Here is a 21,431-nt window from a genome sequence, read left to right as displayed (position 1 = left end):
GCCGCACGCTCCGATCGCGGCCCCGCCACACGATGACGACAGGAGACGAGATGGAACTGAATCTGCCCGAAAGTGTGGTTTACGAGAAGCGCGGCCCGATCGCGATCATCACCATGAATCGCCCCGACGCGATGAACTCGCTGACCAAGGAGATGTTGATCGGACTGGAGGCGGCCTTCGACGACTTCGAATCCGACCCGGCGCTGCGCGTCGCGATCTTCACCGGGGCCGGGGACAGGTCGTTCTGCACCGGCCTGGACATGAAGGCCGCGCTGCCCGCCCTCAATGACGGCGATGCGCTCGGCTACGAGGACCCGGCGAAGCGACCCTTCCAGCGCAACTTCAAGCCCATCATCACCGCCGTCAACGGCATGTGCGTGGCGGGCGGGCTGGAGTTCATGCTCGGCACCGACATCCGCATCGCGGTCGACACGGCCAAGTTCGGCCTCGCCGAGGTCCGCTGGGCCGTCGTACCCGCAGGCGGGTCGCACATCCGCCTGCCGCAGCAGATCCCGTGGGCGATCGCGATGGAGCTGCTGCTCACCGGCAACACGATCGACGCGCAACGCGCCTACGAGGTCGGCCTGATCAACAAGGTCGTGCCGGCGGACAAGCTCATGGACGAGGCGCTGGACTATGCGAAGCGCATCTGCGAGAACGGCCCGCTGGCGGTACGCACCGCCAAGGAGATCGCGCTGCGTGCGCTCAACAACGAACCCGCCTTCGTGCTCGAAAAGACGATGTCGGCGCGCGTCTTCGCATCCGAAGATGCGCAGGAAGGTCCGCGCGCCTTCGCCGAGAAGCGCAAGCCCCACTACACCGGACACTGATCATCATCATCAAAGGAGAAGCGAGCATGGCAGAGAAGGACTATTTCGTCGCGATGACCGAGTTCCACTTCATGAACCTGCAGACCATGAGTGAGATCGGCTACTACCCCGGCATGCAGCACTTCCACGACAGCGTCAACGGCGTGCTGCGCGCCTGGGCCGGCCGCGACCTCGACAGCGAGTGGCCGTCGCCGGTTGCGAGCGAGCTGATCAAGCACATGGACCAGGCCAACATCGACGTGGCGTTCTGCCTGCGCGAGCCGATGATGGACATCACCGGCGGCACGGTATCGATGTCCACCAACGGCTTCATGCTGCAGCAGATCGAGCCCTATCCCGGCCGGATGTACCTCGAGGCCAACTGCGGCCCGGTGGTCAAGCGTGGTCTGAAGCATGCGATCTGGGAGCTGGAATACCTGGTCAAGGAGCGCGACGCTCGGCTGTGCAAGGTCTACGCACCCGAGGACGAGGCCGCGCTCAACGATCGCCGCATGTGGCCGTTCTACGAGAAGGCGCAGGAGCTCGGGGTGCCGCTCACCATCCACACCGGCATGAGCTACGTGTGCCCGCAGCCGAGCAGCCGTTGCGCGGTCGGCCAGCTCGACGACATCATGCTCGACTTCCCCGAGCTCAAGGTGATCGCCTACCACGCCGGCTGGCCCGACACCGAGGAGCTGATCGGTCTGTGCGGCAAGCACAAGAACCTGTACATGAGCATCTCCGGGATCATCGGCTGGTACCAGCGCGCGCCCTACCGCGGCTACCACGCGATCGGCACCGCGCTGCAGTGGATGAACTCCGAGAAGATCGTCCTCGGCTTCGACCTGCCGTTCGATGACCTGCAGCGCGTCACCGACTACATCCGCTACTTCGACATGCCGCAGGAGCTGCAGGAGAAGTGGGGCTACGCCCAGCTCACCGAGCAGGACAAGGCCAATATCCTGGGTCTTAACCTCGCCCGACTGACCGGGATCGAGCCGACCAAGCGCGTGCCGAAGGCGGCGTGACGCAGACCAGCCATTATGTCCTCAAGTCCGTCGGCGCATGACGCCGACCGGCTGACCGCGGTCCTGAGGTGGGTCCACATGACCCACCTGGTGGACTTCATGCTCTTCATGCCGCTGGGCCCGCAGCTGTTGCGTGCGCTCGGCATGCCGCTCGCCGCCCTTGGCGAGCTCGTCTTCGCCTACACCGCAAGCGCCGGCATCGCCGGGCTTGCGCTGGGCGCGACGATACATCGCTTCTCCCGGCGAAAGCTCCTGCTGATCGTCTACGCCGGGTTCGCGCTCTCGCTGCTGTTGACCGTGCTGGCGGGTAGTTTCGCCTGGCTGGTCGCCGCGCGCGTGCTGGCCGGTGCCTGCGGGGGCGTGCTCTCCTCGCTGGTGCAGGCCACCGTGGCGGATTTCGTGCCGCTCGAGCGCCGTGCGGCTGCGCTCGGAACCGTGATGACGGGCCATGCCCTGGCCTCGGTGATTGGCGTGCCGCTCGGACTCGCGGTCGCCTCGGCGCTCGACTGGCGGGCGGGATTCGCGCTCCTGCTGCTACTGGTGTGGCCCCTGATGCTGGGCATTCGCCGCCATGTCCCGTGCCTGGATTCGCACCGCCACCCTGCGGTGCCGGCAGGCGGTGCCAGAATGCCCGGCATGCGTGAGCTTGCCGATCTCGCGCCGGCATTCCTGCTCACCTTCGCGATCAGTGCTTCGGCCTACGCGCTGGGGGCCTATTTCGCCCCGTACTGGGTGGGGAACGTGGGTATCAGCGAAGGGCAGCTGCCGCTGGTGTTCCTCGCATCGGGGGCGCTGAGCCTCTACACCTCGCCACGCATCGGCCGGCTCGCCGACCGGCACGGCCGGTTTCGTGTGTTCCTTTGCGCCGTGCTTGCCTCGGTGCCGACGATCGCGCTGGCGAGCCGCAGCGGGCCACTGGCGCTGTGGCTGGCGGTGGTGCTCGGCGCGGCGTTCTTCGTGACCGTTTACGGACGCTGGATTCCCACTCTCGCCCTGCTTTCCGAGTGGCCGCCCCCCGGCCTGCGCGGCGGGTTCATGATGCTAAATGGGGTCGTCACCCAGCTGAGCATGGGCGCCGGCGCACTGTTCGCGGGCTGGTTGATCGTCTTCGACGAGAGCGGCCGCATCAGCGGCTTTGCGCGCCTCGGCGAGATATCGATCGTCGTCTCGCTGAGTGCGGTCGGGATTGCCTGGTGGCTGCACCGGCGCATCGCCGCACGGTGCTGAGGAAGCGCGCGGGGCAATGATGATGCGATGGGGCCCGGCCTGATCGATCGTGATATCTGATCGGCGCGGGCTTGCCGGCGCACGGCCAGTCCTGCCCCGAACGGGCGGGCAGGACCCCTCTCCCCGTAATCCGGCCTGCCAGCCTCAGCCGGCCGGTGCGCGCTCCGCGGCGCGGCGGGCGCGGCGTTCGGCGCGCTGGCGGCGCAGCGTCAGGTGGTCGGCGGCCAGGCCGGAGGTGATGAGGGTGTCGATCTCGCCTTGCACGTAGCCCAGCTCGGCGAGCAGCTCGCGCGTGTGCTCGCCCTGCATGGGCGGGTGCTTGCGAACCTCGACGGGGGTGCCGTAGAAGCGCATCGGGATGCCGGTGACGTCGATGCGGCCGAGCTCGGGGTGTTCGACCGGCACGATCATGCGGTTGTGCAGGATCTGAGGGTCCTTGATCACGTCCTCGACCTCGTTGATCGGGGCGGTGAGCACATCGGCCGCGATCAGCCTGGCGACCAGTTCCTCGCGGTCGAAGCGGCGCGTGTGCTCGGCCATCACTCGATCGAGCTCGTCCTGGTTTGCGAGCCGTGCCTCGATGTCGTGGAAACGCGGATCGGTGTCCCAGTCGGTGCCCAATGCCCGGCACACCTTGGCGAAGAACTTCTCGCCCGGCGTGGTGATCACGACATGCTTGCCGTCGCGCGTCGGATACACGCCGGAGGGCGCGAAGTAGAGGCTGCGGTTGCCGGTGCGCTTCGGGCGGTCGCCGGTCGCGAGGTAGGTGCCGATCGAGCTTGCCTGCGCGTGCATCAGGGCGTCGAGCAGCGAGACTTCGATGCGCTGGCCCTCGCCGGTGAGCGCGCGCGCGCGCAGCGCGGCGAGTGCGGCGTTGCTCACCAGCAAGGAGGTCATCACGTCGACCGCGGGGAAGCCGGTGCGCACCGGCTCGCCGTCGGGCGCGCCGTTCAGGGTCAGGACGCCGGTATAGCCCTGGGCGAGAAAGTCGATGCCCGGGCGGCCGGCATACGGTCCGTCGGCGCCGAACGCAGTGACGCGGATCCAGATGATGTCGGGCCGGTGCTTGCGCACCTGCTCGTAGTCGAGGCCGAGCTTGCTCAGCGCCGGCTCGCGAATGTTGGTGACGACGATGTCGGACGTTGCGGCCAGGCGGGCGAACACGGCCTGCGCTTCGGGCTGCTGAAGGTCCAGCACGATGTCGCGCTTGCTGCGGTTGAGGCTGAGGTAGGGGCCGCGCTCCTCGCCGCGCTTGGGGCCGAGGTGGCGGCTTTCGTCGCCATAGGGGGATTCGACCTTGATCACGTCCGCGCCAAGGTCGCCGAGCAGTGTGGCGCCATAGGGGCCTGCCAGCATGGTGGAGAGGTCGAGTACGCGCAGGCCGGCCAGGGGGCCTGCGGAAAGATCGGATGTGCTCACGTCGAAAATCCTCGTCTAGGGGGTGACCGCGGCATCCTGCGGCAGGGGCAGGCCGGGGGCGCCGTTGGAATGGATTCGGTGGACCATGTCGCGAACGAATGCCTCGTCCTCGCGCAAGGGGCCCAACAGCACCAGGGCCACCGTATCGAAGAGGCCTTCGCAACGTGCGCGCAGGCGCTCGGCGAAGGTGTCGCGGGTCGCGATCACCGCCCACTCGTCCAGCATTTCGTCGGAGATCAGCGCCGGCATCTCCTGCCAGCGCCCGGCGAGCGAAAGCGCATTCAGGCGCAGACCGATGTCTTCCCAGCCATGGTGGGCGAGCACCGGGTGGTAGCTGCGCGTGGCGGCGTAGAAGGCGATCTGCTGGCGTAGCGTGTTGCGCGCGGCCTCGAGTTCCGCCTCGTCGCGCCCGATCGCGAGGAAGGGCGAGCCGATCAGCTCGAAGTCCTCGCGCCTGCGGTCACCGCGCGTGGCACCGGTCTCGATCGCCGGCAGGATCACCTCGCGCGTGTAGCGGAATGTCGCGATCGGGTGCAGGCGTGCGCCCTCGCACAGCTCGCCGGCGAGTCGCGACATGTGGGCGTTGGCGACGGCGAGATGGATCGGGATGTGAGGATGGGCGATCGGTCCCGGGTTGAAGAAGGGCGGCAGCATCGTGAAGCGGTAGTGCGTGCCTTCGAACCAGATCGGTTGCCCGGGATCCTGGAAGCTGGCGAAGATGGCCCGCAGGCAGCGCAGGTACTCGCGCATGCGCGCCACCGGCGAGCCCACCCAGGGAACGCCGTAGCGCTGTTCGTTGTGACGCTTGATCTGCGTGCCCAGTCCGAGCGCGAAGCGCCCGCCCGAGAGTGCCTGCAGGTCCCATGCGGCCTGAGCGGTGGCCATGGGGCTGCGCGGGAAGGCGGTGGCGACGTTGGTGCCGATGCGGACGCGCCGCGTGTGCTCGGCGGCGAGTACCAGCGGCAGGTAGGGGTCGTGTCCCGACTCCGAGGCGTTCAGGCCGTCGAAGCCGAGCGCCTCGATCGCGCGCACACGCGCCGCGATGTGCGCGATGTGCGTGCGTGCCTGCGTGTGTCCGGCGTACTGCTCGCCATCGGGTGCGGCGATGCTGGTTTCAAGCCGCAGTGTCATGTTCGCGCAGCAGCTTCCACAGGCGGTGGGGCGACGCCGGTGTTTCGAGCAGCTCCTTGCCAAGCGGCGCGAGGGCGTCGTTGATGGCACACAGGATGGTCGCCGGCGTGGTGTGGATCGCGCCTTCGCCACAGCCCTTCGCGCCCAGCGGTGCGACCGGCGACGGCGTGACGACGTGATCCTTCCGCGTCATCGGCACTTCGTGGATGGTCGGGATCAGATAGTCGACGAAGGTGCTCACCAGCGGCTGGCAGTCGGCGTCGTAGACGTACTCTTCGTACAATGCCGCGCCGACGCCCTGGGCGACGCCGCCCTGCAGCTGGCCCTCCACGTTGGCCGGGTTGAGGCGCGTGCCGCAGTCGTCGACGATGGCGTAGTCGAGGATGTGGGTGCGGCCGGTTTCGCGATCGATTTCGATCAGTGCGATATGGGTGGCGTTGGCAGCGGTCAGGTAGCTGCGGCAGCGGCCCTGGTCGTCCGGCGCGTTGCGGTTGGGCGAGGCCCATACGTAGGTCGCTTCCGGGCAGGGCTCGACGCCTGCCGGCAGTAGGTCGGTGCGCGACAGCATCAGGCCCGCGATCTCGGCCAGCGACATGGAATGCCCGGGTGCGTCGATGCGGTGCAGGCGGCCGTTGCGCAGCGCCACAGCATCCTCGGGCGCCTGCATCACGTGCGCCGCGACCTTGCACAGGGTCGCCCGGAGCTTTTCGCATGCGCCAAGGGTGGCGCCGGTCACGGCAACGCCCAGGCGACTGCCGCCCTGGCCGAAGTGGGGCAGGGCCACGTCCGAGGGCGTATTCGCGATGCGGACCTGCGCCATGTCGATGCCGAAATAATCGGCTGCGACCTGCGCGGCGACGGTGAACTGCCCCTGTCCCTGGAGGTTGAAGCCCACGGCCACGGTCACGTTGCCGAACAGGTCGACCGCGACCTTCACGCCTTCCGGCACGCCGACGCCGGGGACGCCGACGGTGGCATAGGCGTTCCAGTCGAAGACGCCGGGCTCGACGGTATTGACCACGCCGATGCCGACCAGCCTGCCCTGGGCGCGGGCTTCGGCCTGGCGCGCACGCAGGGCCTTGTAGTCGGCCAGCTCGAGGACGCGATCCAGCACGGCCTCGTAGTTGCCGCTGTCGTATTCGTTGCCGCTGGGCACGGTGTAGGGAAACTGTTCCGGGCGGATGTAGTTGCGCCGGCGCAGCTCGGCCGGGTCGATGCCCAGTTCGCGCGCGGTGCAGTCCATCAGCGACTCGAGCACCAGGTTGTGCGGCGGAGGGCCGTAGCCGCGGTAAGGGTAGGTCGGCGCACGGTTCGTCGCGACCAGGGTCAGATCGTAGCCGGCCGCCTCGATGCGATAGTTGCCGGTGAACGCAGCCAGGGGTTTCGCGGCGGAGATCGTTCCATAGCCCTCGGCGCCCGCGCCCTGGTCGTCCACCAGACGAACACGGAAGCCGGTGACGCTGCCGTCCGCCTTGACCGCGAGCGCGGCGTCGTAATAGCGGTCCCAGGACTGCCCGCCGCCGGCGAGCAGGTATTCCATGCGGTCCTCGATGTACTTGACCGGTCGTCCCTGCGCCTTGCGCGAAAGCAGGGCGGCAATGTCGGTGCCGCGCGGCCCGCCCTTGCCGCCGAAGCCGCCACCCTGCGGGTGGGTGACGATGCGGATGCGGTTTGCCGGCAGGTTCAGCGATGCGGCCCGGCCGATGGCCATGAAGCGGGGTGTCTGGTAGGAGCCGTGGCAGGTGAGGCTGTTGTCGGCGAGGTCCCACTGGCAGATGCAGCCGAAGGTCTCGGTGGGGTTCGCGCCCACGCGGTTCCAGCGGAAGCGCCGGCTCACCACGCGGTCGGCTTCCGCGAACACACGGTCCAGTTCGCCCCAGGTGTAGGTGCGGCTCAACATGACGTTGGTGCCGCGCTCCTCGAAAATGACCGGCGCGCCGGGCGCCATCGCCTGCTCGGGGTTGGCGACGGGCGCCAGCGGCTCGTATTCGATTTCCACCAGTTCGAGCGCGTCCTCGGCCAGGTAGCGGCTGCTCGCCGCGATGGCCACGACCGGCTCGCCGACGAAACGCACCTTGTCTACCGCCATGCAGTAATTGCCCCAGCCTTCCGGGGCGGTGAAGCAGGGGTTGGTCCAGCGCCGCACGTCCTCGCCAGTGAGTACCGCGGCGACGCCTTCGGCGGCACGCGCGGCGTCCACATTGATCGACAGGATGCGGGCATGGGGATGCGGACTGCGCAGGATCGCGCAGTGCAGCATGCCGGGCAGGGAGAGGTTGTCGATGAACTGGACGGTGCCCGACACGAGGGCGGGGTCTTCGACCCGGTTGACCGCCTTCCCGAGGTAGCGGGGGGCGTCGTTCGGCATCTGTTCCGGCAGGGTGGGAATTTCGATGGCCATGGTCTTGTCGCTATGCTGGTTTGCGTTCGCCCCGAGCGTCCGGCTCAGGCAGGGGCGTTCGATTTCATGCGCTGCGCGGCGAGCTTCACCGACTCGAGGATCGACTGATAGCCGGTGCAGCGGCACAGGTTGCCGCCGAGCGCTTCCTTGATCTGTTCGTCGCTCGGATCCGGGATGTCGCGCAGCAGCTCGAGCGTGGTCATCATGAAACCGGGCGTGCAGAAGCCGCACTGCAATCCGTGCCCGTCCACGAAGGCCTGCTGGATGGGGTGAAGGGCGCCGGTGTCGCGGTCGCGAAGGCTTTCGACCGTGGTCACCTCGCTGCCGTCGGCCTGCACCGCCAGGGTGAGGCAGGCGCGTGCGCTGTGCCCGTCGATCAGGACCGTGCAGGCGCCGCAGATTCCGTGCTCGCAGCCCACGTGCGTGCCGCCGAGGTGGAGTTCGTGACGGAGGAAATCGGCGAGCGTCAGGCGGGGCTCCACCTCACGGACGTATGTGGTTTCATTAACCCGGACTTCGATGCGCTGTTTGCTCGCCATGAGTGCTTCCCAGGATCGGTTGGTCAGTGTGCGCGTGCGGCGGCTTCGCCGAGCGCGCGTGCGGTGAGGACGCCGATGAGATGGCGGCGGTAATCGGACGAGGCATGGATGCAGCTCATCGGATCGTCCAACGCCGCGGCGGCGAGCTTGCCCGCGTCCTCGAACGCGATCCGCTGCGCGGGGCGTCCTTCGAGCATCTGCTCGGCCGCAGTCAGGCGGACGGCGGTCGCCTCGACGCCGAAGGCCGCGATGCGCACGTCGCGGCACAGGCCGGCTTCGATGTCGAAGGCGAGGGCCACGCCGGCGAGTGCGAGGTCGCCGTTGCGGCGCGCGAACTCCTGGATCGCCCAGCGGCGTCCGGACGGGAAAGGCGCGAAGCGCACGGCGGTGAGGATATCGGTGGGTTCGAGCGCTGTCGTCATGTAGGTGACGAAGAAGTCCGCTGCCCGGATCCTGCGTGGGCCGTCGGGTCCGATGGCCTCGAACTCGGTGTCGAGCACCAGCGCCACGGCGGGATATTCCGATGCGGGATCGGCATGTGCGAAAGAGCCGCCCACCGATCCCCGGTTGCGGATCTGACGATGCCCGACGAGCTCGGTGGCGGCCTGGAACAGGGGGTGTGCGTCCCTGACCAGGGGCGAATCTGCCGCGGCCTGCTTGCTCGTCATGGCGCCGATCGCGAGCGTGCCGTCGTCTTCCTTGCGGATGTAGTCGAGATCCTCGAGCCGGCGAAGGTCGACCAGGGCTTCGGGTCGGGCCACCCGCAGGGCGAGCATCGGCATCAGGCTCTGGCCGCCGGCGATGATCTTCATGTCGCATCCGTCGGCGTCGAGCCGGGCGAGCAGGTCCACCGCGTCGGGTAGCGAGGAGGGGGCGTAGTACTCGAAGGGTGCCGGTTTCATGGCTTGATCCTTGACGGGGTGCCGGGGCTCGGGCTTGGCGTTGGATGTCCCGAACCATACGGCGCAGGTCGTCCGCGCGCATCACCCATACGTGTGAACGCCGGCGCGGGACGGCGGTGGCTGGCGTCGGCAACCAGGGGCCGCCGGTGGCAAGCAGGACTCAGGCTGGATTCACCGGGTGTCCTTGCACAGGGCATCGGCATGACAATCCTGGTCGACGACGCGTCCGTGCTTGCCCAGGTAGTGCACCGTGATGTTCGGCAAGGTTTCCATCGGAGTGACGATCTCGTAGTGCCGGGTGTAACGCGTGCTCGCGATCTGCCACTGCCCATTCACCTTGCGGTAGCGGTCGCGGTAGAAGGCCGTGCCGGTGGTGAACAGCTTCGCCCGCAGGTTGTAGAAGTTGTCGTGCAGGTACCAGATACCTTCGGCCTCGGTGTCGCTGACGATGGTGATCTCGGGATGGTGGCCGTTGTGCTGCGCGATGACTTGCGAGTTGAAGTTGCGGCTGATCGCCTCGACGTACTGGTCGCGCCCCTCGAGGCGCCACTCGTAATCGCCCCCCACGAAATGAACCTCGACATCCGGGGTCACGAGCGTCTTCATCAGCTCGAGGTCCGCGCTGTCGATCGCTCTGAAGTAGGCGTGCTTGAGGCGCTTGATCGCTTCGATGTCCTGCAGCGCCTGCACCTGTTTCTGCAGCGCTGCCAGCTCGACATGCTGATCCTCGGCCACCGCCGGGGTGCAGGCGAACAGGGCGCAGCATGCCGCGAGCATCCAGCGGGCCTTGGCTTGGGGGGAGATCATCGACGATTCCTTTTGCGGTGGGTTCAGATGCCCCGGTACGCCGGCTTACGGCTCTCGAGGAATGATTGCGTGCCTTCCCTGGCATCGAAAGTCGAGGCCACGATCACGCCCGCGATGCCCTCGTAGTCGAGGATCTGCTCGAGGGTGGCGGTCTGTCCCATCAGCACCATGCGCCGGGCCATGGAGACGGCGACCGTGGCCCGGCTGGCGAGCGTGCGCGCGTATTCGAACGCCGCCTCGAAGCTCTTGCCCTCGGGGACGAGTTCATCGATCAGTCCGAGCGCCTTGCAGTCCTCGGCCTTGAAGACCTTGCCGGACTCGACCATCATCAGCGCGGTCGGCAGCCCGACCACGCGCGGCAGGAACCAGGACAGGCCGCAGTCGGGGGCGACGCCCACGTTGGTGAAGATCGCCGACATCTTGGTGGTGGTATCACCGAAGCGGCGGTCACAGACGATCGCGTAGGCCAGGCCGGCGCCGACCGCGTGTCCTTGGATCGCCGCCACGATGGGCTTGTCGACCGCCACCATCTGTCGGGTCACGTCCATGAAGGGGCCGCCCGGCGTCATGCGCTGGGAGCGCGGAATCGGGCGCGAAGGATCGGAGGTGCCCGGCATCGGGCGGTCGCTTTCGCCGGAAATCCAGTCCACGTCGCCGCCGGCACAGAACGAGCGTCCGGCGCCATGGAGGAGGATGCAGCGCACCTCGTCGTCGTAGCGCAGGCGCCGCAGCAGGGCGGCAAGCTCCTCGACCAGTTCCCAGCTGAGTGCGTTGAGCTTTTCGGGGCGGTTCAGGGTGATGATCCCGACGTTGTCCTCGGTGCGGAATTTCAGGTAGCGCAGATCTTCGGTCATGCATGCGTCCTCGTCAGATTGGCCATCGCCGCCAGGCGTATCGCATTGGCCGTCGTTCGTTCAGCGGAAATTCGGGATGATTTCTTGGTCGTACCACTCGATCCAGTCGAGTGTCTGCTCGATGGAGTCGAAACGTGGCGGCATCACCTGCACCGAGGTCGCGCCGGCCTTCCTCAAGGCCTCGATCTCGCGCAGCACGCTGTCGCGGTCGCTCGAGATCTGGGTCTCGCCGGATTCTGCGTGCGAGTAGTCCTCGACCTTGTACGCGGTCGTGGTGACGAGGATCTCGAAACGGTCTGCCTTGGCCTCGTACGCGGGCAGGCTCTTCATGTAGGCGATGCAGTCGGGCAGATCCTCGCTGGTGACCAGCCACGGGATCCAGCCGTCTCCGTGTTCGGCGGCGCGTCGCATGGCGGGCTTGGAGTTGCCTCCGATGAAGATCGGCGGATGCGGCTTCTGCACCGGCTTGGGCTCGACGGTGATGTCCTTGAAGCGCACGAACTCGCCTTCGAATTCGGGCTTGTCGGAGGTCCAGGCCACCTTCATCGCCGCAAGGTATTCGTCGGTCATCGCGCCGCGCTTGTGGAACGGAATCCCCAGCGCTTCGAACTCCTTTTCCAGATGACCGACCGCGGTGCCGAGGGTGAACCGGCCGCCGGCCAGGAACTCCATCGTGGCGATCTGCTTGGCCAGCATCAGAGGGTGCCGGTAGGGAAGCGGGAGGATGTAGGTGAGCATGTGGATGCGTTCGGTCGCCCCCATCAGGGTTGCCGCGGCGACGATGCTTTCGGCCCAGCGCGGCCCCATGACCTCCTTCATCTCGCTGGGCATCACGATGTGCTCGGGCAGGGTCAGCCAGTTCCAGCTCAGGGAGTCGGCCATGCGCGCGTAGCGCAGGATCTCGGCCCCTCCCGCACGCGGCTCCCAGGGAGCCATCGCGGCCGGATAGGTGTTCAGTGCGGGCGTTGCCAATGCGAACTTCATGGTCGTGTCTCCGTATCGTTTGCGCCCGGACCGCCGGACGGCCGGCGCAGGCTGGGTGCGGCGAGGGTCAGTAGATGACTCGGCTGTCCTTCAGGCGCTGGTACTCGGCGGCCGGCAGCTTCAGGATCTCAAGGAAGGCGTGGTCGTTGTCCTGCCCCATGGCGGGGCCGGGTCGCACCATTGCGGGTGTGCGGCTCATCTTCACGTAGGGGCCGTAGATGGTTTCGCGGAACCCGAGCGGGTGGGTGACCTCGATGAAGGTGCCGCGCGCCCGGTAGTGAGGATCGTCGAGCAGATCCGAGACCCTCAGCACTGGCGTGGCGGCGACGCCCGCGTGCTGGAGACGCTCGGCCAGTGCGTGGGCCTCGAAGTCGCACGTCCAGGCCCCGATCGCGGCGTGGATCTGCCCGATCGCCTGCAGCCGACCGGCCGTCGTCGCCAGCGCAGGATCGCAGGCCCAGTCGGGCCGATCCATGATCTCGATCAGAGCCGTCCACTCGGCGTCGCTGGCGACCGCGATCGCGACCCAGCGATCGTCGCCGCGACAGGGAAAGACCCCGTGGGGCGCCATCGCCGCGCTCGGATGCTCGTTGCCCTTGGGCGCGCCCGACCGACCGTTGAACAGGTAATCCATGTAGGCCGGTCCGACCATCTGCATGACCGCTTCCTGCTGCGAGAAATCGATGTGCTGCCCCTGGCCCGTGCGCCGCCGGTTGTGCAGCGCGGTCAGGATCGCGAAGGCGCCGAAGATGCCCGCGAAGGGGTCGGAATAGGCGTTCTCCACCGGGATCGGTGGGCCGCCCTTGTAGCCCACGAGGCTGTCCAGGCCGGTGAGCGAGGTCAGGCTCAGGCCGTAGGTGCGCACATGCTCGAGCGGGCCGTAGAGGCCGGCGGCGGGCATGGAGAAGAGGACGATGTCCTCCCTGACCGCACGCAGGGTCTCGTAGCCGAAACCCAGCCGCTCCATGACACCAGGGCCGAAGTTCTCGATGACGACGTCCGACTCCGCGATCAGGCGCAGCGCCAGGTCACGGCCTTCGGCGTGCTTCAGGTCGATCGTCACCGAGCCGTTGCCGGCCCAGCAGGCATGGTTCGAGAGGCTGCGATCGGGGCCGGCGATGCCTTCGGCGAAGGGGGGGAGGTTGCGCGTCATGTCGACGCGCGCACGCGACTCGATCTTGAGCACCTCGGCGCCCAGGAAACCGAGCGTCTGGCCGACGACCGGCCCGGCCCATACCCAGCCGAAGTTGATGACGCGGATGCCTTTGAGCGGGAGCTTGTTCGACATGGCTTGATCCTGTGTGCGTACTCAGATGGCGCCGATCGCGCCGAGGTGCTCGACTTCGGCGGCCGTTTTCCCGAGCAGCCCCTCGAAGACCTCCCGGTTGTGCTCGCCGAGCAGCGGTGCCGGCGCATGCGGGCCGCCCGGGCTCGCGGGCAGCTTGAAGGGCGCGCCTAGGCAATGCAGGCGTCCGAGCTCGGGGTGCTCGATGTCGACGAAGTAGTCCCTGGCCTGGAGATGGCGGTGGCGCGCCGCCTCCTCGATGGTGAAGACCGCGGTGACCGGGCAGCCGGCCGCCTGGCACTTCTCCATGATCTCCATCTTGCCGTGCGCCATCAGCCAGTCGCTCATCAGGCCGTAGATGAGGTCGGCGTTCTGCGCGCGGGTGTACATGTCGTCGAACATCTCCAGGCTGGCCCATTCCGGGTCGCCCATGACCTTGCACAGCCCTTTCCACTGGCCCGGCTCGAGGGCGAGCATCCAGACGTGGCCGTCCTTGCATGGCAGGATCGTCGCCGGGGCGCCGAGCGGCATGCCGACGCCGGTGCGTGAGTCCCAGCGTCCGTCCTGCGCCAGCCCGCCGATGTTCTGCCCTCCGACGAATGCCGCCGCGATCGCCTCGGCGCACGACACATCGACCTGCTGGCCGCCGCCGACCAGATCGCGACCCATTACCGCCGCGAGCCCCCAGGCGGCCGCGGCGACCGAGCCGAAGTAGTCGGCGGAGAAGGTGCCGTGCTCGAGCGGCATCTCGCCCGGACGGCCGCAGTAGCGGGCGCTCGCGCCCGACAGGTGGTAGGCGTTGAGATCCTGCCCGTGCCACTCGCTGTAGGGACCGGTCTGGCCGAAGGGCGTGATCGAGATCATCACCAGGTTCGGGTTGATCGCCGCGAGGGTCGGGTAATCGATTCCCCATTCGCGCATCTGCGCCGGCAGGTTGTTCTCGATCAGCACGTCTGCCCGCCTGACCAGGTCCATGAACAACGAGCGCCCTGCGGGCTGGGAGACGTCGCAGGTGACGCCACGCTTGTTCGTGTTGTGAAAGAAGAACAGACCGCTGCGTTCGGTGTGGGGCTGATCGCCCGGGTAGGGGCCGCTGCTGCGTGCGGCATCGCCGTGGCGGGGCTCGATCTTGATGACGTCCGCACCGTAGTCCGCGAACAGGCGAGCGCAATGCGGCGCGGACACGCCCTGGCCGAAGTCAAGGACGAGCAGCCCGGCGAGGGCGCCCGTTCCTTGCGGTTGCTTGCTGTCGTTCATTCGGGATGTCCTCGTTCAGGGTTCGAAGCGGAGCAGCTTTTCGGGGGTGCGGGTGAAGTCACGGACCGTGCCGGCACTGCGCAGTGCGCGTTCGACGGCGCCGTGGTTGTAGGAGTAGCAGCAGCCCTGGGGCATGCCGTCGCCGATTCCGGGGTTGGCCTCGGGCGGGTCGAAGTCATGGCGTCTGCTTTGCGCGACGAAGTAGGCCCGTTGCAGGGCGGTTGCCGCCTCGAGTCCCGGGGCGTCGAACGCGCGTGAGGCCCAGGCGTGGAAGCCGCGCATCATGGGTTTTCCGGCCAGTGCGGGTGGGGAAACCACCTCATGATCCTTGACCGTCCATGCGTGAACGACCTGACCGTTGCAGTGGATCTCCACCCGTGCCGGTGCGTCGACCTGGTCCTCGACGGCCATCAGATAGTCCAGCGCGAGGTCTTCCTGCCTCGCATGCGCAATGGCCAGCGCGGCCATGTCGAACATGTGCGTGCAGTTTTCACCCGGCACCGCGCGGTCGCGCAGCGCCTGCGCGTCGCCGTCGAGCGGGAAGCCGACGATGCGGCGCAGGGGCGTGATCGCCTCGGGGCAGGTGTTGAAGGGGTAGCGGACGGTGTCCACGGTGAGGTCGGTCACCGTCTCGCCATCGTGCGCCAGGCGGACTCGAAAACCGTGATTCCCGTCTTCGAGCTCGACCTTCACGACGCCAGGTTCCCCGCGCACGAAGATCCGTCGGCGGAAAATGCCCTTTCCATAATCGGGATTCGGTTTTGCCATTCGTGCGCTCACTCAGGGATGGGGGCGTCCGTGCTCACACGGTGAAGGGGTCGTCGATGGTCCTGCCCGTACCGTCTAGGATCTCGCCTGCAATCAGCTGCTCGAGATGGCGCGCGTCCCACCAGTTCATCTGCAGCTGCTTGGCACGACGGTAGTAGAGCTGGATGTCGTAATCGAGCGTGAAGCCGATGCCGCCATGGACCTGTTCCGCCATCGCGGTCGTGTCGCGGAAGGCCTTGCACGCGAACAGCTTGGCCATCGGCGCGAGCCGCTCGATCGGCTTGCCGGCGCTGTGCGCCCAGGCCGCCTCCAGCACCAGCGTCTTGGCCCCGTCGACAACCGCACTGGCGTCGGCCATGTAGTGCGCGAGTGCCTGGAAGGCGCCGATCGGCTTGCCGAACTGCTCGCGATCCTTGGCGTACTGAACCGTGATCTCGAGCGCACGCTCGGCACCTCCTGCCGCCCAGGCGGCCAGCAGCACGATGCCCTCGTGCATCGCCGCATCCCAGGCTTTCCAGCCTTCGTTCTCCCGGCCGACGAGGCTGGATTGCGGCACTGCCACCTTGTCGAAGACGAGCTTGTACTGGGTGTCGGAGGCCATGCTCATCTGTTGCGTGTATTCCAGGCCGGGGCTGTCCGCGTCGACGATGAACAGGGAGACCGCATCCTCGGCATCGCCGGTACGGGCCAGGACCAGCAACTTGTGGGCGGCGCGGGCGTGGAATACATGGCGCTTGACGCCGTCGAGCACGTAGCCGTCGCCTTCCTGGCGGGCGCGCATCTGCACCCCGACTGCACCGAAGCCGTTGTCGGGCTCCATCCATGCGGGGACGACGATCGTCTCGCCTGCGGCGATCGCAGGCAGCAGCCTTGCCTGCCAGTCGGCGTCGGCCGAGTGGACCAGTGCGCCGGCGCTCATGACGGTGCTGGAGAAATACGGCCCCGGGGCGAGGAAGCGGCCGAGTTGCTCGTAGATCACCGCGCAGTCGAGCAGGCTCAATCCCATGCCGCCGTACGCCTCGGGGATGCGCATGCCGAGCAGTCCGGTCTCCTGCATCTGCGCCCACAGCGCGGCAGGCAGGCCGATCGGGTCGTTCTCCATCTTGCGCACCACGTCGACGCCGCTGTAGTCCGCGCACAGGTTGTTCGTCATGTCGCGGAGCATGTTCTGCTCGTTGGTAAATTTCAGATCCATGATGACCTCTTTCGATTCCGTGATTGTTCTGGTTGCGGTGAAGCCGCGCTCAGGGCTGCCAGCGCTCGCCCTTGCGGCGCCAGGGGTTGTCGTCGATCGTGGCGGGGAGGGCGACCCGCGCCTTGCCCACCGTCCGCGGCTCGCCGTTCACGCTGATGCTCAGCTCGAGATCCGCCCAGTGGCAGCCGGAGTCGTCTGCTGTCAGTGCCTTGACCTCGCCGCCGAAGCACATCTCGTCGCCGGGGAAGACCGGGGTCTTCATCTGGAAGCTTAGGCGCCCGAGGCGGCCGAAGGGGCCGGTCCAGTCGGTGATGTAGCGTTCGAACCAGGCGGCGTTGTTCGGCGTGTTGATGAAGATGTTGGGCGTGCCATTGCGCTCGACGGCGAAGTCCTTGTCGTGATGCATCGGTCGCCAGTCGCGGCTGGCGAGGGCGCCGAGCACCACGGTCGTTGCCGTCACCCTGTGCTCGAGTGCGGGCAGCTGGTCGCCGACCTTGATGTCGCCGGACAACAGCTTCGGGGCGAGGCTTGCGTTCATTGCGCGGGTCTCCGGTAGCCAAGCAGGGTGTAGGCTTCGGTGCCGACCCATTCACCGTGCTGGTTCGTGGTGCGTACATCGATCGTCCAGAAGCGCCCGGTCCCGAGCCGGGTCTGCTTGACCGGGCCGATCGCGCGCACGATCTGGCAGGTGGTGAGCACGTCGCCCATCCGCACCGGCTCGCCGAAGCTGGCTTCGTTGTTGGCGACCACCGCCTCCGGCAGGTCGAGCAATGCCTTGATGTCGAAATGCGCCTGAAGGGCCTTGCGCTCGCCGGTCGCGCCCGGCGCCCAGTAATGCGGGCGGAACCAGACCGACAGCATCGTCGGCGGCGCGATGCGCCCCCCGGCGATCTGTTGCGCCGCGTCCTCGTCCCAGTAGAGCGGGTTGCCGTTCTCGACGGCGGCGCAGGTGTTGTAGACGTAGCCGATCTCGATCGGAAATTCGGTGCGCTCCTCGTACAGCGGCACACCGATCATGTTCCGGACGGCTTCGGGCAGCGTGTCGTCTTCGTTCATCGGGCTACGCTCCTTGGTGCAGGGCGGGTGGTCGGGTATGGATTCGCGCGCTTCATTCGATGCATCCCTCCGCGCGCAGGGTGGCGATCTCGGTGGCGCTCAACGCCGCGGCTCGCAGGATGTCGTCCGTGTCGGTGTGTGCGCCCGTCCGTATCACATGCTGGGGCGGGGTCCGCTCGCATCCGGCCAGGGTCGGGGCGAGCTGCTCGAATTCGCCGTGTTCCGGATGGACCGCGGTGACGAAGTCGCCGCGTGCACGCAGGTGGGGGTCGGCACAGACTTCGGGCACCGACAGCACCGGGGCGACACAGGTGTCGGCGCCGGCGAGCAGGGCGACCCAATGGTCGCGATCGCCGGTGAGGAAGCGCGCCCGGAATGCCGCGCGCATCTCGGCCTGCACGGCGATGTCGTACTGGCGCTCGGCGAACTGCTCTAGCTCCAGCAGACGGCACAGGTTGCGGAAAAAGTGCCCTTCGATCGCACCGACCGAAATGAACCGCCCGTCCCGGGTGGGGTAAACGCCGTACCAGGCGTACTTCCCGGTCAGCACGCCGGAGCCCGGCTGCGTGTCCTCGCCGGTGGCCAGATACTGATCCAGGTACAGGGACATCAGGTTCAGCATGCCGTCGGTGACCGAGACGTCGAGATATTTCCCGCGGCCGGTGTGCGTACGTTCGAGCAGCGCGGCGACAATGGAAAGCGCCGCGTGCATGCCGCCGCCCGCGCCATCGGCGATGGTTGCGCCCGGCAGTGCCGGCACGCCCTCGGCGTCGGGCGCGGTGCATGCCAGATAGCCGCTGAGCGCCTGATAGTTGATGTCGTGTCCGACCCAGCCGGCATAAGGGCCGTCCTGGCCGTAACCACTGGTGGAGCAGTACACGAGCCGGGGGTTCAGCGCGCACAACTCCTCGTGGCCTACGCCCAGTCGCGCTGCAACCCCGGGGCGATAGCTCTCGATCAACACGTCGGCGAAAGAGGCCAGATGGCGGATCAGGCGGCGGCCCTTGTCCGCCTTGAGGTCGACGCGCATCCTGCGCATGCCCCTGCCTGCGCCATAGGCGTGAAACACGGGGTCCACCTGTTTGGCACCCTTCGCGCTCACCGGCGCCACCTTGATCACCTGCATGCCGAAGTCGGCGAGGATGCGCGAGGCGCGTGCGGCCGGGCCCACGCTTGCCAGGTCGAGCACGATCAGATCCTTCATTGCGGACATGTGCTTCCGCTCCTGGCTCAGAAGTTCTTCGGCAGGCCGAGCTTGCGCTTGGCGATGATGTTCTTCTGCACCTCGGACGAGCCCCCGCCGATGGTGTCGATCACGGTGTAGGTGTAGCAGCTCTCGCCGCGACCACGCAGCGGTGCGTCCTCGGTGCCGAGCGCGAGCTGCGCGCCCGGCCCGACGATGTCCATCGTGGCGTCGGCAATGCGGCGCGACAGCTCGGTGGCGTAGAGCTTGTACTGCGAGGCTTCGTTGGTGGGGGTCTTGTCGCTGTGCAGCGCAGCGTCGACGAACCGGATGCTCAGCACCCGCGCGACCTCGCACTCGGTGGCCAGCTGGGCGATGCGTTGGCGGATGACGGGATCCTCGCGCAGGGGCTTGCCGTCGCGGGTCGCGGTGCGCACGTAGTCGCAGAGGAGTTCCATGCGACCGCGGATCGGCGACAGGGTGAACATGGTGAAGCGTTCGATGTCGAGCGCTTCGGCGATGTACTGGAAACCCTTGTTCAACTCGCCCACGCGGTACTCGTCGGGCACGAACACGTTGTCGAAGAAGACCGCGTTGGTGCGCTCGTTGCCCATCGTGTACATCGGGTGGATGGTCAGCCCCGGATGGTTCATCGGCACCAGGAACAAGGAGATGCCGTGATGCTTGGGGGCATCGGGGTCGGTGCGGGCGCCGACCCAGTACCAGTCGGCGAAGTGTGCCGAGGTGGTGAAGACCTTCTGTCCATTGAGCATCCAGCCGTCGCCGCTGCGCTCCGCCTTCAGGCGCATCGCCGCCGAATCGGAGCCTGCGCTCGGTTCCGAGTAGCCCACCGCGAACTCGACGTCGGCGCTGAGGATCCTGGGCAGGAATTCCTTCTTCAGCTTTTCCGAACCGACCTTGATCAGGGTCTTGCCGATGATGCCGATCCCCTTGCCGATCTGCGGCGCGCCGACCGAGGACAGCTTCTCGTTGAGCAGGAACTCGTAGAACCCCGCGCCATCCTGCCCGCCGCATTCCTTCGGCCAGGTGATGCCCAGCCAGCCTTTCGCCGCGAGCTTCTTCATGAATGCGCGCCGCTCCGGCGTGTCGCACACCTGAGCCATGTTTTCGCGGGTCACGTCCATCACCTTCGGATCGTGATTCTCGGCGAGGAATTGGTCGACCTCGCGCAGGAACGCACGCTCCTGTTCCGAAAATTCAAAGTCCATGTTTGTCCTCTGCGTGATTCTTTCTGGAATAAATACGATGGGCGCGCTCTGCGTCCGATGCCCCTCATGCCGGAATCCATTCTAGCCAGCGTGAAAATCCGCCGTTTCGCGTCCGGGTTTCGGAAATGGCCGGAGTAATGGCAGATGCGGACAGCCCGAATCGCCCTCGCGCGAGCGCGTGTGAGGCCGTCGAATTGGCACTGGCACGGCCTTCCCGCGCGGGTAGCGGGGGAAAAACACCGCTGGCCGAAAATGAAATGGCAAAGGCCCCATCTGACTCGATGAGGCGCAGTGCGTCGTAATTCGCTCCTCTAGACTTCGCTGCAGGTAATGCGGGATCGCGCCGGGATTGCGGCGATCGGCCCCGAATCGAATGGACATGAAGCAAGGAGCGGATGTCATGACGGTCGTTCTGTTTTCCTGGGGTGACAGGATCGAGGGGGGTGCGGTGGAGGCCTTGACGCTTGCCGCGGAGGTCGCGGCTGCGCTTGGCGTCGAGGTGCGCTGGGTGGTGACGCCCGCGCTCGAGCAGGAGGCTGCATCCGCGGCCGCGCTGCATGGCGTGCAGCAGCTCGACGTGATCGCGGCTGCGCCCGGCAGCACGGACGAGCGTGTGTCGGTCATCGCCGGCTACTGCAAGGCGCAGCTGCCCAGGTTGATGCTTTTCAATCAGACCGTCGAGGGACGTGTCGTGGCGGCGCGCGTGGCCGGGCGCCTCGGTCTTCCGGTGCTCGCAAACGTGGTGTCGCTGGCGCCGGACAGCGATGCCCTCAGGGCCGAGGCGAGCGCCTATGGTGGCGACACCCGGGCCGAGTACCTGCTGAAGGCGCCGCGCAACGTCGTGTCCGTGGTGACGACAGCGGTCGTCGCCCGCAAGGTCGACCCGGCCGTCCAGGTGGAAACACGGCGCGTCGAGGTGGAGCCGGTCGGTGGCGGTGCGGCCTTCGAGGTGATCTCCGCGCCGCAGGTTCAGGGTCAGCGCCTCGAGGATGCCGAGATCATCGTCTCGGGTGGGCGCGGTCTGGGCAAGCGCGAGAACTTCGAGTTCGTCAAGGAGATGGCGGATGCGCTCGGCGGGATGTGGGGCGGATCGCGCGCGATCGTGGATGACGGCTGGATCGATTCCTCGCGCCAGGTCGGCCTCACCGGCAAGATCACTCGCCCGGGGCTTTACATCGCACTCGGCATTTCCGGTGCAAGCCAGCACATGGCCGGCTGCTCGGCGGCGAAGACCATCATCGCGATCAACACCGATCCGGACGCCTCGATCTTCCGCTACGCCCGGTATGGCGTCGTCGGGGATTGCGTCGAACTGCTGCCGGAGCTGATCCGCGCGGCGAAGGCCTGAGGAGACCGG

General features: G+C 67.2%; 20 protein-coding genes. 4 read left to right on the top strand and 16 right to left on the bottom strand.

Going from position 1 to position 21,431, the window contains the following annotated elements; genetic code table 11:
* Window positions 1-50 precede the first annotated feature (50 nt).
* From CKCBHOJB_RS12135 to CKCBHOJB_RS12125, 3 genes are all read left to right on the top strand, one after another.
* The gene (locus tag CKCBHOJB_RS12135; RefSeq protein ID WP_281048932.1) at window positions 51-830 is read left to right on the top strand and encodes an enoyl-CoA hydratase-related protein; all 780 of its coding nucleotides are present in this window, start codon (window positions 51-53) and stop codon (window positions 828-830) included.
* A gap of 26 nt (window positions 831-856) precedes the next feature.
* Window positions 857-1,837 carry an amidohydrolase family protein gene (locus tag CKCBHOJB_RS12130; protein ID WP_281048931.1) on the top strand — a complete coding sequence of 327 codons (981 nt, stop codon included), beginning with the start codon at window positions 857-859 and terminating at the stop codon, window positions 1,835-1,837.
* A gap of 78 nt (window positions 1,838-1,915) precedes the next feature.
* Window positions 1,916-3,064, top strand: a complete 1,149-nt coding sequence (locus tag CKCBHOJB_RS12125; RefSeq protein ID WP_281048930.1) for an MFS transporter — start codon at window positions 1,916-1,918, stop codon at window positions 3,062-3,064.
* 144 nt (window positions 3,065-3,208) lie between these two features.
* Here the strand turns inward: CKCBHOJB_RS12125 and CKCBHOJB_RS12120 are convergent, their stop codons facing one another.
* The 16 genes from CKCBHOJB_RS12120 to CKCBHOJB_RS12045 all read right to left on the bottom strand — a co-directional run bounded on the left by CKCBHOJB_RS12120 (window position 3,209) and on the right by CKCBHOJB_RS12045 (window position 20,074).
* Window positions 3,209-4,483: a CoA transferase gene (locus tag CKCBHOJB_RS12120; protein WP_281048929.1), complete on the bottom strand. Its 1,275-nt coding sequence runs from the start codon at window positions 4,481-4,483 to the stop codon at window positions 3,209-3,211.
* 15 nt (window positions 4,484-4,498) lie between these two features.
* Window positions 4,499-5,614, bottom strand: a complete 1,116-nt coding sequence (locus CKCBHOJB_RS12115) for a TIGR03617 family F420-dependent LLM class oxidoreductase (RefSeq protein ID WP_281048928.1) — start codon at window positions 5,612-5,614, stop codon at window positions 4,499-4,501.
* Window positions 5,598-8,015: a xanthine dehydrogenase family protein molybdopterin-binding subunit gene (locus CKCBHOJB_RS12110; RefSeq protein ID WP_281048927.1), complete on the bottom strand. Its 2,418-nt coding sequence runs from the start codon at window positions 8,013-8,015 to the stop codon at window positions 5,598-5,600. The genes CKCBHOJB_RS12115 and CKCBHOJB_RS12110 overlap by 17 nt, the downstream gene beginning before the upstream one ends.
* Window positions 8,016-8,059: 44 nt before the next feature.
* Window positions 8,060-8,554 (bottom strand): (2Fe-2S)-binding protein, encoded by a 495-nt coding sequence (locus tag CKCBHOJB_RS12105; RefSeq protein WP_281048926.1) that lies wholly within the window; start codon window positions 8,552-8,554, stop codon window positions 8,060-8,062.
* Window positions 8,555-8,577: 23 nt separating this feature from the next.
* Complete coding sequence (locus CKCBHOJB_RS12100; protein ID WP_281048925.1) at window positions 8,578-9,456, bottom strand: xanthine dehydrogenase family protein subunit M; 879 nt, start codon at window positions 9,454-9,456, stop codon at window positions 8,578-8,580.
* Window positions 9,457-9,627: 171 nt separating this feature from the next.
* Window positions 9,628-10,263 carry a nuclear transport factor 2 family protein gene (locus CKCBHOJB_RS12095; protein ID WP_281048924.1) on the bottom strand — a complete coding sequence of 212 codons (636 nt, stop codon included), beginning with the start codon at window positions 10,261-10,263 and terminating at the stop codon, window positions 9,628-9,630.
* Between the two features lie 23 nt (window positions 10,264-10,286).
* Window positions 10,287-11,117, bottom strand: a complete 831-nt coding sequence (locus CKCBHOJB_RS12090; protein ID WP_281048923.1) for an enoyl-CoA hydratase/isomerase family protein — start codon at window positions 11,115-11,117, stop codon at window positions 10,287-10,289.
* A 60-nt stretch (window positions 11,118-11,177) separates the two neighbouring features.
* On the bottom strand, window positions 11,178-12,101 hold the full coding sequence (locus CKCBHOJB_RS12085) for a TIGR03619 family F420-dependent LLM class oxidoreductase (RefSeq protein WP_281048922.1): 924 nt from the start codon (window positions 12,099-12,101) through the stop codon (window positions 11,178-11,180).
* Between the two features lie 67 nt (window positions 12,102-12,168).
* Window positions 12,169-13,389 (bottom strand): CoA transferase, encoded by a 1,221-nt coding sequence (locus CKCBHOJB_RS12080; protein WP_281048921.1) that lies wholly within the window; start codon window positions 13,387-13,389, stop codon window positions 12,169-12,171.
* Window positions 13,390-13,410: 21 nt separating this feature from the next.
* Window positions 13,411-14,643, bottom strand: a complete 1,233-nt coding sequence (locus tag CKCBHOJB_RS12075) for a CoA transferase (protein ID WP_281048920.1) — start codon at window positions 14,641-14,643, stop codon at window positions 13,411-13,413.
* 15 nt (window positions 14,644-14,658) lie between these two features.
* Window positions 14,659-15,423 (bottom strand): DUF2889 domain-containing protein, encoded by a 765-nt coding sequence (locus CKCBHOJB_RS12070; protein WP_281048919.1) that lies wholly within the window; start codon window positions 15,421-15,423, stop codon window positions 14,659-14,661.
* 22 nt (window positions 15,424-15,445) lie between these two features.
* The gene (locus tag CKCBHOJB_RS12065) at window positions 15,446-16,606 is read right to left on the bottom strand and encodes an acyl-CoA dehydrogenase family protein (protein ID WP_281048918.1); all 1,161 of its coding nucleotides are present in this window, start codon (window positions 16,604-16,606) and stop codon (window positions 15,446-15,448) included.
* 49 nt (window positions 16,607-16,655) lie between these two features.
* The gene (locus CKCBHOJB_RS12060) at window positions 16,656-17,144 is read right to left on the bottom strand and encodes a MaoC/PaaZ C-terminal domain-containing protein (protein ID WP_281048917.1); all 489 of its coding nucleotides are present in this window, start codon (window positions 17,142-17,144) and stop codon (window positions 16,656-16,658) included.
* Entirely contained in the window at window positions 17,141-17,662 is a 522-nt protein-coding gene (locus CKCBHOJB_RS12055; RefSeq protein WP_281048916.1) for a MaoC family dehydratase N-terminal domain-containing protein, read from the bottom strand. Before CKCBHOJB_RS12055 ends, CKCBHOJB_RS12060 begins: the two co-directional genes overlap by 4 nt.
* 52 nt (window positions 17,663-17,714) lie before the next feature.
* A complete protein-coding gene (locus CKCBHOJB_RS12050) occupies window positions 17,715-18,875 on the bottom strand; it encodes a CaiB/BaiF CoA-transferase family protein (protein ID WP_281048915.1) in 1,161 nt (386 codons plus the stop codon).
* A 17-nt stretch (window positions 18,876-18,892) separates the two neighbouring features.
* Window positions 18,893-20,074: an acyl-CoA dehydrogenase family protein gene (locus CKCBHOJB_RS12045; protein WP_281048914.1), complete on the bottom strand. Its 1,182-nt coding sequence runs from the start codon at window positions 20,072-20,074 to the stop codon at window positions 18,893-18,895.
* A gap of 373 nt (window positions 20,075-20,447) precedes the next feature.
* Here CKCBHOJB_RS12045 and CKCBHOJB_RS12040 point away from each other — a divergent pair, with 373 nt between their 5' ends.
* Window positions 20,448-21,422, top strand: coding sequence for an electron transfer flavoprotein subunit alpha/FixB family protein (locus CKCBHOJB_RS12040; RefSeq protein WP_281048913.1), 975 nt, complete (start codon window positions 20,448-20,450; stop codon window positions 21,420-21,422).
* Window positions 21,423-21,431: the final 9 nt, after the last annotated feature.

The organism is Thauera sp. GDN1 (assembly GCF_029223545.1).
In the GTDB taxonomy this organism is placed as follows: domain Bacteria; phylum Pseudomonadota; class Gammaproteobacteria; order Burkholderiales; family Rhodocyclaceae; genus Thauera.
This window is presented reverse-complemented; position numbering and strand designations above follow the sequence as displayed.